At 70.0% G+C, this 16,053-nt stretch carries 14 protein-coding genes and 2 tRNA genes; 8 read left to right on the forward strand and 8 right to left on the reverse strand.

Translation table 11 applies throughout. The features are described 5' to 3' along the window. Nucleotides 1–410 precede the first annotated feature (410 nt). A tRNA-Asp gene (locus ACYVKA_RS03535) sits at nt 411–484 on the forward strand. A 69-nt stretch (nt 485–553) separates the two neighbouring features. Continuing rightward, nucleotides 554–630: transfer RNA gene (locus tag ACYVKA_RS03540), tRNA-Phe, on the forward strand. 99 nt (nt 631–729) lie between these two features. Here the strand turns inward: ACYVKA_RS03540 and ACYVKA_RS03545 are convergent. The 5 genes from ACYVKA_RS03545 to ACYVKA_RS03565 all read right to left on the reverse strand — a co-directional run bounded on the left by ACYVKA_RS03545 (nt 730) and on the right by ACYVKA_RS03565 (nt 5,334). Then, nucleotides 730–1,746, reverse strand: a complete 1,017-nt coding sequence (locus ACYVKA_RS03545; protein WP_460703015.1) for an alpha/beta hydrolase — start codon at nt 1,744–1,746, stop codon at nt 730–732. Between the two features lie 11 nt (nt 1,747–1,757). After that, nucleotides 1,758–1,982 (reverse strand): DUF3073 domain-containing protein, encoded by a 225-nt coding sequence (locus ACYVKA_RS03550; RefSeq protein ID WP_394276300.1) that lies wholly within the window; start codon nt 1,980–1,982, stop codon nt 1,758–1,760. A 154-nt stretch (nt 1,983–2,136) separates the two neighbouring features. Beyond that, nucleotides 2,137–3,198 (reverse strand): phosphoribosylformylglycinamidine cyclo-ligase, encoded by a 1,062-nt coding sequence (gene purM / locus ACYVKA_RS03555; protein WP_394276302.1) that lies wholly within the window; start codon nt 3,196–3,198, stop codon nt 2,137–2,139. Further along, nucleotides 3,195–4,709, reverse strand: coding sequence for an amidophosphoribosyltransferase (purF, locus tag ACYVKA_RS03560; RefSeq protein ID WP_460703016.1), 1,515 nt, complete (start codon nt 4,707–4,709; stop codon nt 3,195–3,197). The genes purM and purF overlap by 4 nt, the downstream gene beginning before the upstream one ends. A 43-nt stretch (nt 4,710–4,752) precedes the next feature. After that, entirely contained in the window at nt 4,753–5,334 is a 582-nt protein-coding gene (locus ACYVKA_RS03565; protein ID WP_460703018.1) for a TetR/AcrR family transcriptional regulator, read from the reverse strand. Between the two features lie 133 nt (nt 5,335–5,467). Here ACYVKA_RS03565 and ACYVKA_RS03570 point away from each other — a divergent pair, with 133 nt between their 5' ends. Then, nucleotides 5,468–5,779 carry a DMT family transporter gene (locus tag ACYVKA_RS03570; RefSeq protein ID WP_460703020.1) on the forward strand — a complete coding sequence of 104 codons (312 nt, stop codon included), beginning with the start codon at nt 5,468–5,470 and terminating at the stop codon, nt 5,777–5,779. Next, nucleotides 5,776–6,138: a DMT family transporter gene (locus ACYVKA_RS03575; RefSeq protein ID WP_460703022.1), complete on the forward strand. Its 363-nt coding sequence runs from the start codon at nt 5,776–5,778 to the stop codon at nt 6,136–6,138. Before ACYVKA_RS03570 ends, ACYVKA_RS03575 begins: the two co-directional genes overlap by 4 nt. On the opposite strand, the gene ACYVKA_RS03580 is transcribed toward ACYVKA_RS03575, so the two are convergent. Continuing rightward, complete coding sequence (locus tag ACYVKA_RS03580) at nt 6,080–6,475, reverse strand: DnaJ family domain-containing protein (RefSeq protein WP_460703024.1); 396 nt, start codon at nt 6,473–6,475, stop codon at nt 6,080–6,082. The genes ACYVKA_RS03575 and ACYVKA_RS03580 overlap by 59 nt on opposite strands. Before the next feature lie 43 nt (nt 6,476–6,518). Between ACYVKA_RS03580 and ACYVKA_RS03585 the strand changes: the two genes are divergently transcribed. Together ACYVKA_RS03585 and ACYVKA_RS03590 are read left to right on the forward strand one after the other, a co-directional pair. Next, nucleotides 6,519–7,670, forward strand: coding sequence for an exonuclease SbcCD subunit D (locus ACYVKA_RS03585; RefSeq protein ID WP_460703026.1), 1,152 nt, complete (start codon nt 6,519–6,521; stop codon nt 7,668–7,670). Continuing rightward, nucleotides 7,667–10,813, forward strand: a complete 3,147-nt coding sequence (locus tag ACYVKA_RS03590; protein WP_460703028.1) for an AAA family ATPase — start codon at nt 7,667–7,669, stop codon at nt 10,811–10,813. Before ACYVKA_RS03585 ends, ACYVKA_RS03590 begins: the two co-directional genes overlap by 4 nt. A gap of 18 nt (nt 10,814–10,831) precedes the next feature. Here ACYVKA_RS03590 and ACYVKA_RS03595 read toward each other — a convergent pair whose 3' ends face one another. Both ACYVKA_RS03595 and ACYVKA_RS03600 read right to left on the reverse strand, forming a co-directional pair. Next, nucleotides 10,832–12,175 (reverse strand): M20/M25/M40 family metallo-hydrolase, encoded by a 1,344-nt coding sequence (locus ACYVKA_RS03595; protein ID WP_460703030.1) that lies wholly within the window; start codon nt 12,173–12,175, stop codon nt 10,832–10,834. A 124-nt stretch (nt 12,176–12,299) separates the two neighbouring features. Continuing rightward, a complete protein-coding gene (locus tag ACYVKA_RS03600) occupies nt 12,300–13,715 on the reverse strand; it encodes an amidase (protein ID WP_394276499.1) in 1,416 nt (471 codons plus the stop codon). 75 nt (nt 13,716–13,790) lie between these two features. Between ACYVKA_RS03600 and ACYVKA_RS03605 the strand changes: the two genes are divergently transcribed. Next, on the forward strand, nt 13,791–14,999 hold the full coding sequence (locus ACYVKA_RS03605) for an amino acid aminotransferase (protein ID WP_460703032.1): 1,209 nt from the start codon (nt 13,791–13,793) through the stop codon (nt 14,997–14,999). Nucleotides 15,000–15,161: 162 nt separating this feature from the next. After that, a complete protein-coding gene (locus ACYVKA_RS03610; RefSeq protein WP_460703034.1) occupies nt 15,162–15,857 on the forward strand; it encodes a type IV toxin-antitoxin system AbiEi family antitoxin domain-containing protein in 696 nt (231 codons plus the stop codon). Nucleotides 15,858–16,053 lie beyond the last annotated feature (196 nt).

Genomic DNA, 16,053 nt, shown 5'->3' on the forward strand with positions numbered 1-16,053 from the left:
GTTCATCCAAATATTCCCGAGTGGGGAACTTTTTCCACGCCGACGCCCATCGCACCCGCCTCCAGACACGGGCCGACGCCGGGAACTCCCGCAATCCCCCGATCAACAGGTGCGCCCCGGCGCCGACTGTGCGGCGGCATCAAGCTCCCCCGAGCGACGCCGCGCACGGCTCCAATCCTCCCGCGCCGACCCCCATGAACACAAGTTAACGTTGAACACAACTGTCTGGGGCATGCCAGCAGCCCTCCAGAGCCCCCGAGCCAATCCCACGGTGACAAAACACCTAGTCAGAGAACTTTGAAAGCGTCTGGACAGCTTGATTTCACTTTTGCACCCGAAACGCGCTATATTTTTCGAGCTGCCTGAAACGGGCAGCCGGCCGGATCGGAAACGATCCAGCAGGGCCGCAAGGCCCCGTAGCGCAGTTGGTTAGCGCGCCGCCCTGTCACGGCGGAGGTCGCGGGTTCGAGTCCCGTCGGGGTCGCGGAAGCGGTGATGTTCGCATCACCGCTTTTGTGTTGGAACATCACTTCCACTGGTGTTCCGACCGTTTGGCCAGGTAGCTCAGCTGGTAGCAGCGTTCGCCTGAAAAGTGAAAGGTCACCGGTTCGATCCCGGTCCTGGCCACCAACTCGACCCACCCTTCGCCGGGGTGGGTCTTTTTGGTTCCGGCACTTCCCTGCCGGGCCACCGAATCGCCCTGGACGGGACGTACAGCAAGGCCACCACTCAGTGCGCCTCGCGCCCCAGCCCCAGGTAGGCCGTCAGCCAACGCTCAACCTCGTCGAAGTACCGGTCGCGCACCGGACCGCGGCTCAAGGCCAGGTCATGCATGCCACCGGGCAGGCGCACCAGGGTGACATGGTCCCCGAGCTGTGCACCCCGGGCCATGATCCTCTCCACATCCAGCACGGTGTCTGCTTCACGCATCGCCTCGTCCCAGACGCGCCTGAAGTCGCTGCGCCCACTGGTGAGCAGCAGGACCGGCGCCTCGATCGACAGGCCCTTGGCCACACGGTCGTGCCCGGCCAGGACTGCCGCCAGCCACCCGGCCCGGACGAAGAAGTTCTCCGGCCCCTTGAGTGCGGGATCGACCTCCCACTCCCCTCCCGTGGCCGGATCCAGGCTCCGGAGGTAGAAGCCGTTGTCGGCCAGCTTGAGCACCGCCGTCGGGCGGGAGACGGACAGCATCCTGGTGACCCGTCCGGTCAACACCGCGACCACCCACGAGGCCTGCAGGTCGAGCCACGGCGAATTGAGCACCAGGGCGTCGATGGCCCCGGGCCGGGCATCGGCCCACAGGCTGGCCGTCAGCCCGCCCGTCGAGTGCCCCATCAGGACCACCTGGTCGTGGTCCTCGCGCAGGATCCCGACGGCACGGTCGAGCTCCTCGAAGTAGTCGTCCAGGGTGCCGACGAATCCCGCCAGCTGCCCCGGAGCAAGACTGCGCCCGTAACGGCGCAGTTCCAGGGCATGGAAGTCGTGGCCCATCCGCTCCACGGCCTCAGCCAGGTGCGACTGGAAGAAGTAGTCACTCCACCCGTGCAGGTACAGCAAGGCGCTGCGACGCTGCGGAGGGTGCCTACGCACCAAGGTTCCCGTGAGCGGGGACGACTCCGGCTCCCCGGGCGCCATGCGCGCACCAGGGAGCGGAATCGTCAACTGCTGGAAGCCATCCAGGATCGAGTCGTCAACCCATGATCCATCACGACGATGGTCACTGATCGGGGTGGACGGCGACGACATGATGGCTCACGTCAGCCGACGCGACGAGGCTCCCCATCGTCACCGTCGGTGTCGTAGTCGTCGTTGTAGACGGCAGCGAGATCTGCGTACGGATCGTCGTCGTCCTCGTACCGGCTCGACGACGAACCCTTGATCCCGAGCTCACGCTCAAGAGATGCCACATCCATGTTGATCGGGCGATACTTCAGATCCCTTGCAACCTTGGTCTGCTTCGCCTTTGCACGGCCGCGCCCCATATTGGGTCGACCCCCTCGCTCTGTCCCTCGCGGCTATGCCGCGGCAATGTGTGTATAGCTTTCGTGGAACACAGGCTACCGAACTTGTCGGGTGCTTCCAAAAGGGGCGCACCCCGCAAACCGTACGACTGGTGCGGCTGTGGGGCGCGAGGGGTCAGGATGCGGCGGGATGGCCTCCACGAAGGTCCACGCGCTGGCCGCGATCTGCGACCATCCGGCCCAGGATCCAGCTATCGACGCCGCGCGCCTGCAGGATGCGCTGGGCAGCCTCCACGCTTGCCTCGGGCATCATGGCCACCATGCCGACGCCCATGTTCAGCGTCGCCTCGATGTCGGCCTGCGGCACCTTGCCCACCTGCTGCACCAGCTGGAAGACGGCCGGCGGCGTCCAGCTGGGACGCTCCAGCTCGGCGGTCAGGTGCTCGGGCACCACCCGGGCAACGTTGTTGGCCAGGCCTCCGCCGGTGATGTGGCTCAGCGCGTGCACCTCGGTGCCACGGATCAGCTCCAGGACGTCCTTGGCGTAGACCTTGGTCGGCACCAGCAGCGCCTCGCCCAGGGTGGTGCCCAGCTCCGGCACGTCACGGTCCAGCGCCCAGCCGGCATCGGTCAGCAGCACCTGACGCACCAGCGAGTAGCCATTGGAGTGCAGGCCCGAGGCGGCCATGGCCAGCACCACGTCGCCCTCCTGGATGCGATCGGCACCCAGGATCTCGTCACGCTCCACCACGCCGGTGGTGGCGCCGGCGATGTCGTACTCGTCAGGGCCCAGCAGGCCGGGGTGCTCGGCGGTCTCGCCACCCAGCAGGGCGCAGCCGGCCACCTCGGCGGCCTCGGCGATGCCCTTGACGATCGCGGCGATACGCTCGGGCACCACCTTGCCGCAGGCGATGTAGTCGGTGACGAAGAGCGGCTCGGCACCAGCGACCACCAGGTCGTCGACCAGCATGCCCATCAGGTCGAAACCGATGGTGTCGTGCTTGTCCATGGCCTGCGCGATGGCGACCTTGGTGCCGACGCCGTCGGTGGAGGTGGCCAGGACCGGGTGACGGTAGTTCTTGAAGGCGCTCGCGTCGAAGAATCCGGCGAAGCCGCCGAGGCCCCCGAGCACCTCGGGGCGGCGGGTGCGGGCGACGTGCTCCTTCATCAGCTCGACGGCGCGGTCACCGGCCTCGATGTCCACACCGGCGCGGGCATAGGCGGACTGGCTCATCAGGATTCCTTCTTCAGCGGTTCGTTCTTCGGGGGTTCGTTCTTCTTGATGGGCATGGTGCGCAGCTGCGCCAGCGGCAGGTCCTGCGGACCCACCGGGTACTGGCCGTCGAAGCAGGCCCGGCACAAGTCGTCCTTGTCCACGTGGGTGGCCTTGACCAGGCCGTCGAGGGAGATGTGGCCCAGCGAGTCGGCACCGATCGCCTCGGCGATCTCCTCGATGCTCATGCCGGGGGCGATCAGCTCGTCGCGGGTGGCGAAGTCGATGCCGTAGAAGCACGGCCACTCCACCGGCGGGGCCGAGATGCGCACGTGCACCTCCTTGGCTCCGGCCTGGCGCAGCATGGCGACCACCTGGCGCTGGGTGTTGCCCCGCACGATGGTGTCGTCCACCACGACGATGCGCTTGCCACGCACCACGTCGGGCAGCGGGTTGAGCTTCATGCGGATGCCCATCTGGCGCATCGCATTGGACGGCTGGATGAAGGTGCGGCCCACATAGGCATTGCGCACCAGGCCCAGGCCGTAGGGAATGCCCGAGCCGGCGGCGAAACCGATCGCGGCCGGGATGCCCGACTCAGGCGTGGGGATGACCAGGTCGGCATCGGCCGGGAACTCACGCGCCAGCAGCTTGCCGATCTTGACGCGCATGTTGTGCACGCGGCGACCGGTCAGGATGGTGTCGGGGCGCGACAGGTAGACGTACTCGAACAGGCAGTGCTTCGGCTTGGCCTCGGCGAAGCGGTGCGACCGGATCGCCTCGCCCTCGACGACCACCATCTCGCCGGGCAGCACGTCACGCTCGTAGACAGCCCCGACGATGTCGAGCGCGGCGGTCTCCGAGGCGATCACGACGCCCCCCTCGGGCAGGCGTCCGATGGACAGCGGACGGATGCCCTGCGCATCGCGGGCGGCGTACAGGGTGCCCTCGTCCATGAAGGTGAGGCAGAAGGCACCGCGCAGCGTGGGCAGCACCTCGAGCGCGGCCTGCTCCAGCGAGCGGTCCTCGTAGCTGGCCAGCAGAGCCGACAGGATCATCGTGTCCGAGGAGGAGTCCATCCGCTTCTTGTGCGGCACCTTCCTGGCGCCGATCCGCTCGGCCAGCAGGGCTTCGAGCTCGTCGGTGTTGGTCAGGTTCCCGTTGTGGCACAGCGCCAGCGATCCGTCGCTGTGCGCTGCCAGCGTGGGCTGGGCATTGCCCCAGACACTCGCACCCGTGGTCGAGTAGCGCGTGTGGCCCACGGCCAGGTTGCCCTCGAGGCTGTTCAGGGTGGGCTCGTCGAAGACCTGGCTCACCAGGCCCATGTCCTTGAAGACCATGATGCGGCTGCCATTGCTCACTGCGATCCCGGCCGACTCCTGCCCGCGGTGCTGCAGGGCGAACAGGCCGAAGTAGGTGAGCTTGGCCACCTCCTGACCCGCGGCACTGACGCCGAAGACGCCGCAGTGGTCCTGCGGGTGGGGGTCATCAGGATTGAGTTCGTGGGTCAGCAGTCCATCCGGGCGAAGAGGCACGCCGCCACACTATCGCGGTCTGGGCCCTGGACTCGCCCCGACTTCAGGGTCTGTCGACCAGCTGGTCGAGGGCCCGGTCCAGTGCAGCGATGGCCTCGTCGGCATCCACGCGTTCCATCAGAAGGTGGATGGTCAACCCGTCCAGGGTTGCCTGCAGGGTGACCGCCGCACCCCGGGGGGTGGTCGACCGCAGCCTTTCCGCCCGCTGGAATCCCGCGAACATGTCCTGCAGGAGCCCGGCCAGTTCGTCGTAGGCAATCAGCCCGGCTCCATCCGCGAGATGCGCCCGGGAACCCAGGAAGGCGAACCACACCCGGGAGAGCTCCCGCGACTCGTCGTCGAGTGGCAGTGCCGCACGCAGCAGGGCCCGGGCATGCTCCAGTGGGTCCGGCTGCGGCTCGACGGCCAGGAGTCGGGCCTCGAAGCCGCTGCGCACAGCCTCCACCACTGCGTCGACCATGGACTGGTGGGTGGGCAGGTAGTGCCGCACCGCTCCGGGCGACCAGCCGCTCGCGGCAGCGAGACCCCGCACGCTGAGGGCCGCCAAGCCCTCATCGCGCACGAGGGCCATGGCGGCGCGGGTGAGTTCCATCCTGCGCTCGTCATGGTCGACGACTCGAGGCACCACTGCCCCCTCTCCTGTGGACTGGCTCGGAGCCCATCATGGCGGATCTTTTTCGCACAACTGTATTGACAGCACTGGAGACGGGGGCAATCCTTCATTTAACACACTCGTGCTTTCTGAAGGAAGGATCCCCATGGACCCCTGGATCGCCCTCGCCGTGGCCGGCGTCTTCGAAGTCGGCATGACCACCTGCCTCCAGCTCGAACAGCGCAACAAGAACTGGGGCTGGGGATTCCTGGCCTGTGCGGTGGTGAGCTTCAACCTGCTGTCCACCGCCATCCAGACGATTCCCCTCGGCACCGCCTATGCCATCTGGACCGGGATCGGGGCGGTGGGCACCATCGGCGTCGACGCCCTCCTGTTCGGGCACCGGCCCCGCCCCGCGACCCTCAGCCTGATGGCGCTGGCCATCACCCTGATCCTCATGCTCAAGGTGGCGTCATGAATGGCTGGGCCTGGGTCCTGCTGGGCGGACTCCTCGAGATCGGATTCACCACGGCCCTCAAGCTCGAACAACAGGACCCGCGCTGGTTCCTGGTCTTCCTTGCCTGCGCCATCGCCAGCTTCGAATGCCTGGCGCGGGCCCTGGCGACGATCCCCCTGGGCCTGGCCTATGCCATCTGGACCGGGATCGGGGCGGTGGGCACCTTTGCGGTGGGCCTGCTGGCCTTCGGTGAACCCGGCGGTGCCGTGCGCATCCTGGTCGTCCTGGCGCTGGTGGCCACCCTGGCCGGGCTCAAGATGGTCAGCGACGACCCGAGCGCCACTGGCGCACGGCCTGCTCCACATCGACCAGCCCGGTGATGATGTGACGGCCCGCGATCCGGGTGAGGTTGTGCTCCTTGATCCGCTGGTTGAGGTCCTCGACGATCGCCCGGGCCGTCGCCTCGTCCCGCACGTCGGCCAGGGTCTGCTGCAGGTCCTGCTTCTCGCGTCGCACCGCCAGCGGGCCGGGCATCACGGCGCGCAGGTCCTCGGAGGCCATCTTGCGCTGCGCCCACCAGTCCGGCGGGTCCGGCCGCCCCAGCCCGGTGAGCGGCTTGCCCTCGCCCGGCAGGTTGCTGAACTCGCCCCGCTCGGTGGCCTCGCGGATCTGGCGATCCACCCAGCTCTCGAAGACGATCGGCTCGTGGTCACGCATGGCTCCACGATAATTGTCGGAGCCGACCCCTAGGGTCGTCGGCATGAGGATCCTGCACACCTCCGACTGGCACCTGGGCCGTTCCTTCCATCAGGTGGGCCTGTTGCCCGCCCAGCAGCTGTTCATCGGCCACCTCGTGGATCAGGTGGCCGAGCGTGAGGTCGACGCGGTGCTCGTGGCCGGCGACGTCTACGACCGCGCCCTGCCCGGGCCCCAGACCGTCGAGGTGCTCGACGATGCCCTGGCCCGGATCGTCGCGGCCGGCGCCCAAGTGGTGCTGACCAGCGGCAACCACGACTCGGCGGTGCGGCTCGGCTTCGGCAGCAGGCTGATGGAGGCCTCCGGGGTGCACCTGCGCACCGGCGTCGACGACATGCTGCGCCCCGTCGAGGTCGATGGTGCACGGATCTACGCCCTGCCCTACCTGGAACCGTCGGTGGCCGCTCCCCTGCTCGGCGAGGACGTGGCCGCCAGCCACCTGGGCGTGCTCGGTGAGGCCTTGCGGCGGGTGGCCGCCGATGCCGAGCGCTTCGACGGCCCCGTGGTGGTCAGCGCCCACGCCTTCGTCACCGGAGCCGTCGAGAGCGAGTCCGAACGAGACATCAGCGTCGGCGGCATCGGCGACGTGCCCGCGAGCCTGTTCGAGGGCTTCGACTACGCGGCGCTCGGCCACATCCATGGCAGGCAGGAGATCCGGCCACATGTGCGCTATTCCGGATCCCCGGTGGCGATGAGCTTTTCCGAGCAGGCACACACCAAGTCCAGCTGGCTGGTGGAGCTGCCCCCACAGCGGGGCGGTGCACTGCATGTCGAAGCGGTGGAGGCGCCGGTGCTGCGGCCGCTGGCGACGCTGCGCGGAGACCTGCTCGACCTGCTCGCCGATCCCGTCCACGAGCACGCCGAAGAGGCCTGGTGCCGCGTCATCCTCACCGACGACGCCCGGCCGCTGGATGCCATGAACCAGCTGCGGCAACGATTCCCGTACACCGTCGTGCTGGAACACCAACCCGCCCACGTCTCCCCCACCGCCCAGCACAGCTACGCCAGCCGGGTGCGCACCGCCAGCGATGCCGAACTGGTCGACGGCTTCCTCACCCACGTGCGTCGCGGCCGCGGCCCGGACGAGCGGGAGCGGGCCGTCGTGGCCGAGGCGATCGAACAGAGCCGGATCGAGCGAGCGGAGGCCGTCCGATGAAGCTGCACCACCTGCGCGCCACCGCCTTCGGGCCTTTCGCCGGCACCGTCGAGATCGACTTCGACGCGCTCGGCCGGGCCGGGCTCTTCCTGATCAACGGCCCCACCGGGTCGGGCAAGACCAGCCTGCTCGACGCGGTCTGCTTCGCGCTCTACGGCAACCTGCCGGGGGTGCGAAGCAGCAAGTCGCTGCACTCCCAGCACGCCGCCCCCACCGCCAAGCCCGAGGTGGAGCTGGTCTTCAGCGTGGGGGCGCGGCGCTTCCGCGTGGTGCGCTCCCCCGAGTACCAGCGGCCCAAGCTGCGCGGCACCGGCACCACCAAACAGCAGCACACGGTGGTGCTCACCGAACTGGTCGACGGCGCCTGGCTCGACCGCGGATCGGGCCGCGCCGACGAGGTGGGTCGCGTGATCAGCGACGCGGTGGGCCTGGGCCTGGACCAGTTCAAGACCGTCGTGCTGCTCCCCCAGGGGGACTTCGCCCGCTTCCTGCGCGCCCGCACCGAGGACCGGGCCGAGATCCTGCAGCGGCTGTTCTCCACCGAACGCTTCGACCAACTCCTGCACTGGCTCGAGAACCGCCGCCGTGAGCTCGACAAGCAGGTGACCAGCGCACGCCAAGAACTGCGCGGCGAACTGCAGCGGCTGTGCGATGCCGCCGACCCGCTGCTGGCGCACGACGATCCCGCCCGGTTGCCGGAGCACTTCCTCGACGCAGAACAGGTTGGCAGGACCCCGAGCGAAGGACCGACACTGCCCGAGGCCCTCGCCCTTCTGCTGGCCGCCACCCAGCGTGAGCACGATGCGCGCGAAGAGGTCCACCGCAGTGCCACCCTGGCGCACCAGCAGGGGGTGGAGGCGGAGCGGGAGGCCCTGGCGCTGCAGGGCCTGCATCGGCGGGCCGCGGCCGCCCGGGAGCGCCTGGACGAGCTGCAGGCCCAGTCGGGACAGGTCGCCCAGGACCGGGAAAGACTGGAGGCGGCCGGCAGGGCTGCGCTGGTGGTGCAGCTGGTGCAGCAGACCCGCCAGCGGACCGTCGCCCACGAACAGTCACACGCCGCCGTGGACGAGCAGCAGGCGGCCGTCGCGGCACTGTTGCCCGAGGACGGCACCAGGTGGGCGAAGGACACCGACGAACTGACCACACGGCTGGGGACGGCCCGAGACCAGGCCCTGCGCGCCATTGACCTGACCACACAGCTCACCTCCGCGCGAACCTCGGGGCGTGCCGCCGCCTGTGCCCTCGAGGAGGCCGAGGGGCGCAGGGACGCACGCAACCGGGAGCTCGCCGCAGCCACCGCCCGGCTGGACCAGGCCCAGCAGGAACTGGCCAGCGCCAACGCCGCCGTCGGTGACGAAGCCGCCGCCGAACGCCTGGTGGCCGACCTGCAAGAAGCGCGATCCCTGGTGGCGCGCTCGCAACAGCAGGAGGCATCGGTCGAAGCAGCCGCCCAGGCCCATCGCGCGACGCTCCAGACGGAACAGGAAGTCACCGCCCGGGCCGCAGAGCTGGCACGACGCCGCTCCCAGACCCTGGCCGCCGAGCTGGCCCAGCAGCTGGCCGAGGACGAGCCGTGCCCGGTCTGCGGCTCCGCCGATCACCCCTCGCCCGCCGATGCCGGCGCCCAGCACCTGGTCTCGCGCGAGGAACTGGAAGCCGCCGAACAGGAGCGTGCCGAGGCCGCCTCCCGCACCAGTGCCACGCTGGGCCGGGTGGAGGCGGCGCGGGCCACCGCCGTGGCGGCGCAGGAAGCGGTGGAGCACCGGATGGCTGTGCTGCGCGAGGCGCAGTCCGTGCCGGGGCTGGAGTCCACAGCCGACCTCGACCAGGCCCATGCCTCGGCCAGGGCGGCGCTGGAGCAGGCCCGACGCGCACGCCAGGCCGTCCAGGAGCGGGAGCGTGACCTGGCCCGCGCCCAGCAGGGCCACGAGTCGGCCCGGCTGGCGCAGCAGGAGGCGGAGCGCCAGCATGCCGAGGCAGCCACCCTGGCCCGTACCACCGCCGAGTCCGTCACCGACCTGGAAGAGCGGTCCTCCAGCGCTGTGGGCGACCTGCGGGAGCACCCGGTCGTGCTGCTCCCCGAGGATGATGCCGAGGGTGACCAGGCCTCACCGGACTGGCTCGGCCAGGTGCGCGACCGGCTCGACCGGGCACGCTCGGCCGTCGCCGCACTGGAGCGCAGCCGCCAGCAGCTCGCCTCCGCCGTGAAGGAACTCGACGAGGCCCGCTCGGCCGAGGCCATTGCACTGGCCGAGCAGAACTTCACCGATGCCGAGCAGGCCCTGGCCGCGGTGCTGGCACCGGCCGTGCGCCAGGACCTGCAGCAGCGGGTGGAGGCGCACCACACGGCGCTGGCCGAGTCACGCGCGGTGCTCGCCGACCCGGAGGTGGTCCAGGCCCAGGAACGGGCCCTGCCCGACCTGGAGGCGCTGGCGGTTGCCGTCGCCGAGGGACGCGAAGCTGCCCAGTCCGCCGCGCAGGAACTGGGCACGGCCCGCACCGCCCACCGCACCGCCGTGACGCGGTGCAAGACCGCGCTCGCCCAGCTGCAGGAGCTGGGACCGCAGCTGGAACGCGCCGCCGTGGTCAAGGAGGTGGCCGACACCGCCGCCGGCACTGGGGCGAACAATCACCTGCGGATGAGCCTTCCCACCTATGTGCTCGCCGCGCGGCTGGAGGAGGTGGTGGAACTGGCCAACCAGCGCCTGGTGGTGATGACCGGCGGACGCTACACCCTGCAGCACACCGACGCCCTGGCCGGACGCGGCGCCCGCAGCGGCCTGGGACTGGAGGTGGTCGACGCCTGGAGCGGACGACCCCGCGACACATCCACGCTCTCGGGCGGCGAGACCTTCATGGCCTCGCTCGCGCTGGCCCTGGGGCTCGGCGACGCAGTGCGTCACGAGGCCGGCGGCACCAGTCTGGAGACCCTGTTCGTCGACGAGGGCTTCGGCACCCTCGACGAGCAGGCGCTGGAACAGGTGCTGGGCATCCTCGACGGGCTGCGCGAGGGCGGCCGTGCCGTCGGCATCATCAGCCACGTCGCCGAACTGCGCACCCGCATCCCCGACCAGGTGCGGCTCACCCGCACGCAGACGGGGTCGACGCTGGAATTGCTCACCAGCGCCGACCCCGCGATCTGAGGTCCCTCAGGCCTGTGCTCAGCGGGCCATCCGGGCCAGCAGCAGCGCCTCGGCCAGGCAGGCCTTGTCCAGGTCGTCCAGGTTCTGCGACTCGTCGATGCCGTGCGGGCGGCCATCAGGATCGGCGACGGCGGTCACCAGCACCTGCGCGTCGGGGAAGGCCTGCTGGAAGTCGGCGATCATCGGGATCGATCCGCCGCACCCCACCTGCACCGGGTCGGTGCCGTCCCAGGCATCGCGGAAGGCACCCTGGGCCAGTTCGGCGAGCTCCCCCTCGAAGGGCACCAGGCCCGGGTTGCCGGTCTCGCCGCGGGTGACGCTCACCTGCGCACCCCACGGGGCATGCGATTCCAGGTGCTTGACCAGCGCCTCCAGCGCATCGGTCGAGTCGTCACCGGGGGCCACGCGCACGCTCACCTTCGCGCGCGCCACCGGGGCCAGGGTGTTGGAGGCGTCGGCGACGCTGGTGCAGTCGATCGCCAGCACGGTGCACGACGGCTTGGTCCACAGGCGGCTGACGGCCGAGCCGTCGCCCAGCCAGTGCACCCCGTCGAGGATGCCCGACTCGCTGCGCAGGCGGTCCTCCGGGTAGTCCAGGTCGGGGGCCGGGTGGGTCTTGAGGCCCTCGATGGCCACATTGCCCTTCTCGTCGTGCAGCGTGGCCAGCAGTCGGCACATCGAGGTGAGCGCGTCGGGCACGACGCCGCCGAAACCACCCGAGTGCAGGGCGTGGTCGAGGGTGCGCAGCTCCACCACACAGTCGGCCACACCGCGCAGGGTGGTGGTGAAGGACGGCTGGCCGGCCTCCCAGTTGGTGGCATCACAGATGACGAAGACATCGCTGACCAGCTCGTCGTGGTAGGTCTCGATCAGCCGCGCCAGGCTCGGGGAACCAATCTCCTCCTCACCCTCGATGAACAGCGTGACGCCCACCGGCAGCTTGCCGTCGAAGGCGCGCAGCGCACCCAGGTGGACGGCGATACCGCCCTTGTCGTCATTGGAGCCGCGGGCGTACAGGTGGCCGTCGCGCTCGGTGGGCTCGAAGGGCGGGCTCTGCCACAGCGACGGGTCGCCGGTGGGCTGCACGTCGTGGTGCGAGTACAGGCAGATGGTGGGCTGGCCCTCGGGGGCCGGGAAGTGAGCGATGACGGCGGGCTTGCCGCCCTCGGCGACCACCTTGACGTCGGGGCAGCCGATCTCGCGGAGCTTCTCGGCGACGGCCTCGGCGCTGCGCTGGGTCTCGGCGTCCTTCTCGGGCATCGAGCTGATCGACTCGATGCGGATCAGGTCGAACCAGTCCTGGCGCATCTGGGGCAGGACGGACTCGACGGCGGAACGGAGGGCTGCTTCATCGACACTCATGTGCTGATGCTAGCGAGGCCCCCGGTCGACGGGAACCGGCCCCGGCGGCCGGGGAAGACGGCTGTGACTACGACCCGGGCTCGTGTCCAGGGATACCGTCCCCCAGGCCAGCAGCCACACGGAATCAGCTGCTGGCAGGAGTCGGCGGCCACGGCGCGGCCAGCTCCAACTGGCGGGCCAGCCGCAGCAGCGTCTCGTCCTGCCCCAGCTGCCCGGTGAGCATCACCCCGATCGGCAGCTCCACCCCGTCGACCACCTCCCGGTGCAGCGGCAGGCTGATCGACGGCCGCCCGGTCAGGTTCGCGGTGCTGGTCCACGGCGTGAACCGGGTCTGGTCCCAGAAGTCGGTCTCGGGGTCGTCGTCATTGCGCAACTGCCCCACCAGCGCCGGCGGCTGCGCCAGCGTCGGGGAGAGCACCACATCGCATCCCTCCCAGGCGCCGGCCGTGTCGCGGGCCAGGGTCTGCGCCGCGGTGATCGCCCGGGCATGGCGCACACCGGTCACCTCGCGCCCCATCCCCCGCAGCCAGCGGGTCAACGGGCGCAGCCGGTGCTCGTCCTCCTCCGCAACCAGGGCCTGCAGCGCCATCACCGACCACAGGTCGATGAAGGCCTCCCACCGCTGGGGCGCATAGGGCGGCGGCGCGACTTCGACGTGGTGGCCAAGATCCTCCAGCAGCCGCGCCGCCCCCTCGGCCGCCCGCACACAGGCCGGATCCACCACGGTGCTGACATTCGACGGCTCCAGCAGCAGCCCCACCCGCAGCGGCTGGGGCGGCTGGTCCACCCGCGCCAGGTAGCCGTCACGCGGATCGGGCAACAAGTAGCCGTCGCCGGGCCAGTGGGCGCGCAGCACGTCCAGACCGGCTGCGGTGTCGCGCACCGTGCGGGTCAGCACCCCCTGCGTGGCCAGGGCGACGCCGTCAGTGCCATGGGGCCCCGGCGAGATGCGGCCCCGGGAAGGCTTCAACCCCACCAGCCCACAGACACTGGCGGGAATGCGGATCGAGCCGCCTCCGTCCGAACCGTGCGCGATCGGGACGATGCCCGCCGCCACCGCAGCCGCCGCCCCGCCCGAAGAACCACCGGCCGACCGTCGCAGGTCCCACGGGGTGCGCGCCGGCTCCTGGCCCTCCGGCTCGGTGTAGCAGGGAAGCCCGAACTCGGGGGTGGAGGTCTTGCCCACCATCACCGTGCCGGCGGCCCGCAGCAGCTGCGTCGTGCCGTCGTCGACGGGAGCCACGTGGCCGGCCATCGTCACCGACCCGGCCTCGAAGGGCAGGCCCTTGACCATGGAAAGGTCCTTCACCGGGCAGGGCACGCCACGCAGCACCTGACCCGCCGCGCGCGACGGGTCGGCGTCCAGCAACGCCGCCTCCCGCAGGGCGTGCTCGTGGGCCAGGTACACGAAGGCCCCTACCGACGGCCCCACCTGCTCGGCGCGCTCCAGCCCCGCGACGCAGGCCTCCACCGCCGTCAACTGCCCGTCGGCGACAGCGCCGGCCAGCTGCAGGGCCTCCAATTCGTGGATCTGGCTCATGGGGCAAGCCTAGGACTGGACATGGCCCGCGTGGTTGGATGGGGCGAGCACACCGCTTTGACGAAAGGCACGTGAATGTCTGTCCTCTCCGCTGTCGACATGGCACCGCGTGACCCCATCCTGGGGCTCACCGAGGCCTACCTGGCAGACCCCAACCCCAAGAAGGTGAACCTGGGCGTGGGCGTCTACCAGGACGAGAACGGCAAGCTGCCGGTCCTCGACTGCGTCCGCACCGTCGAGCAGCAGATCAGTGTCGATCCGCAGCCGCGCGGCTACCTGCCCATCGATGGCCTTCGCGCCTACACCACCGAGGTCGCCAAGCTGGTGCACGGCAAGGATGCCGCCACCATTGCCGACGGCCGCCTGGTCACCGTCCAGACCCTCTCGGGCACCGGCGCCCTGCGCGTGGCCGGTGACTTCCTGCGCCCGCTGGGCAATGGCACCCTGCTGCTGAGCGATCCCAGCTGGGAGAACCACCAGGGCGTCTTCACCAGGGCCGGCTTCGAGGTGGGCACCTACCGCTACAAGGCCGCCGACCGTGACGGCATCGACTTCGACGGGATGCTCGCCGACCTGCGCGCCGCCCAGCCCGGCACCGTCGTCGTCCTGCACGCCTGCTGCCACAACCCCACCGGCTACGACCTGACCGACGAACAGTGGGACCAGGTCGTCCAGGTGATCACCGACGGCGAGCTCGTCCCCCTGGTCGACATGGCCTACCAGGGCTTCGCCGACGGACCCGAGCAGGACGTCAAGGCGATCAAGAAGTTCGTCGCCACCGGCCGGCCGGTGCTCAACACCGTCAGCTTCGCCAAGAACATGGGCCTCTACGGCGAGCGCGTCGGAGCCCTGCAGGTGACCTGCACCGACGCCGACGAGGCGGCCCGGGTGCTGAGCCAGCTCAAGGTGCTCATCCGCACCATGGTCTCCTCCTCCCCCACGCACGGCGCCACCGTCGTCGCGAAGATCCTGTCCGACGACGCCCTGCGCGCCCAGTGGGTCGACGAACTGGCCGCGATGCGTGACCGGATCAAGCAGATGCGTCGCCGTCTGGTCGACGGCTTGGCCGAGCACGATGTGACCGCCGCCAACGGCAAGCGCGACATGGGCTTCATCGCCGAGCAGGTGGGCATGTTCAGCTACTCGGGACTGACCAAGGAGCAGATGGTCCAGTTGCGTGAGAAGTGGGGCGTCTACGGCACTGACAAGGGCCGCATCTGCATCGCCGCCCTGAACGACGCGAACATCGACTATGTCTGCGAGGCGATCGCTGGCGTCATCTGAGGCTGACACGAGAAGTGTGTGGCCCAGCCCCCGACATCGGGGGGCTGGGCCACACACTTCATGCCTCGGGCCGTTTTCCACAGCCCAACACGTGTCGAGGAACCATCCACAGGCTCCACATTTCCGGTTGAACGCGCCCCGGCCACGCCGCAGCATCGAACCATGCACCTCACTGCCCCGGCCCCGGCCGCCGTCCACCAGCTCGCGGGTCTCCAGGCCGGCTTGGTGACACGAGAGCAGGTTCTGGGCTGCGGCTTCCCGCCCAATGCCATCGACAGGCTGGTGCGCCAGGGGCACTGGCAGCGCGCCGCCCGCGGCATCTACACCACGACCCCTGCACGATGCGACTTCGAGTCGACCGCGTGGCTCGGCCTGCTGGCCGGCGGCGACCAGGCGATCCTGGGTGGCCCGGCAGCCGGACATCGGCTCGGACTCGTGACGCAGGCTCCCGCCCCAGTGCCCATCCTCGTACCGCAGACCTGTGGTGGCGCCCGCGTGCCGGGCGTGCGCTTCGAGCGACGCCGCCACCTCCCCACGGGTCACGGCGTGATGCCTTGCCCGAGCCCCGAATGGACGGTGCTGGAACTGTGTGCACTGGAACCAGAGCGACTGGTGGAGTGGGTGACCATGGCACTTCGCCGACGATGCACCACCACTCGGCGGTTGCGGGCGGCTCTCGACAAGCGTGCCCAGCTGCCGGCCGGTCCGAAGGTGCGCCGCCGCCTGGAGCTCCTGCTGGACGAGGCCGATGGGCTCGAATCCCCCTTGGAGCACCTGTTCGCACGACTGTGCTTCGTCCCCACGGGTTGCCTCGTGGTGAGCGCCAGATCCGGCGCGGGGCACACCGCCACGACCTGAGGCTGGGCCCTGTCCTGGTGGAACTCGACGGGCGGCTCGGCCACGCCGCTGCGGCCGAGACATTCCGCGACATGGCCCGTGACAACGGCGCGGCGGTCGACGGCCTGCTCACCCTGCGCTATGGCCACGCCGACTGCTGGTACCGGCCGTGCGAGACCGCCCGCCAGCTGGATGCCGTGCTACGTCGCCTCGGACT

Source organism: Luteococcus sediminum, assembly GCF_054783495.1.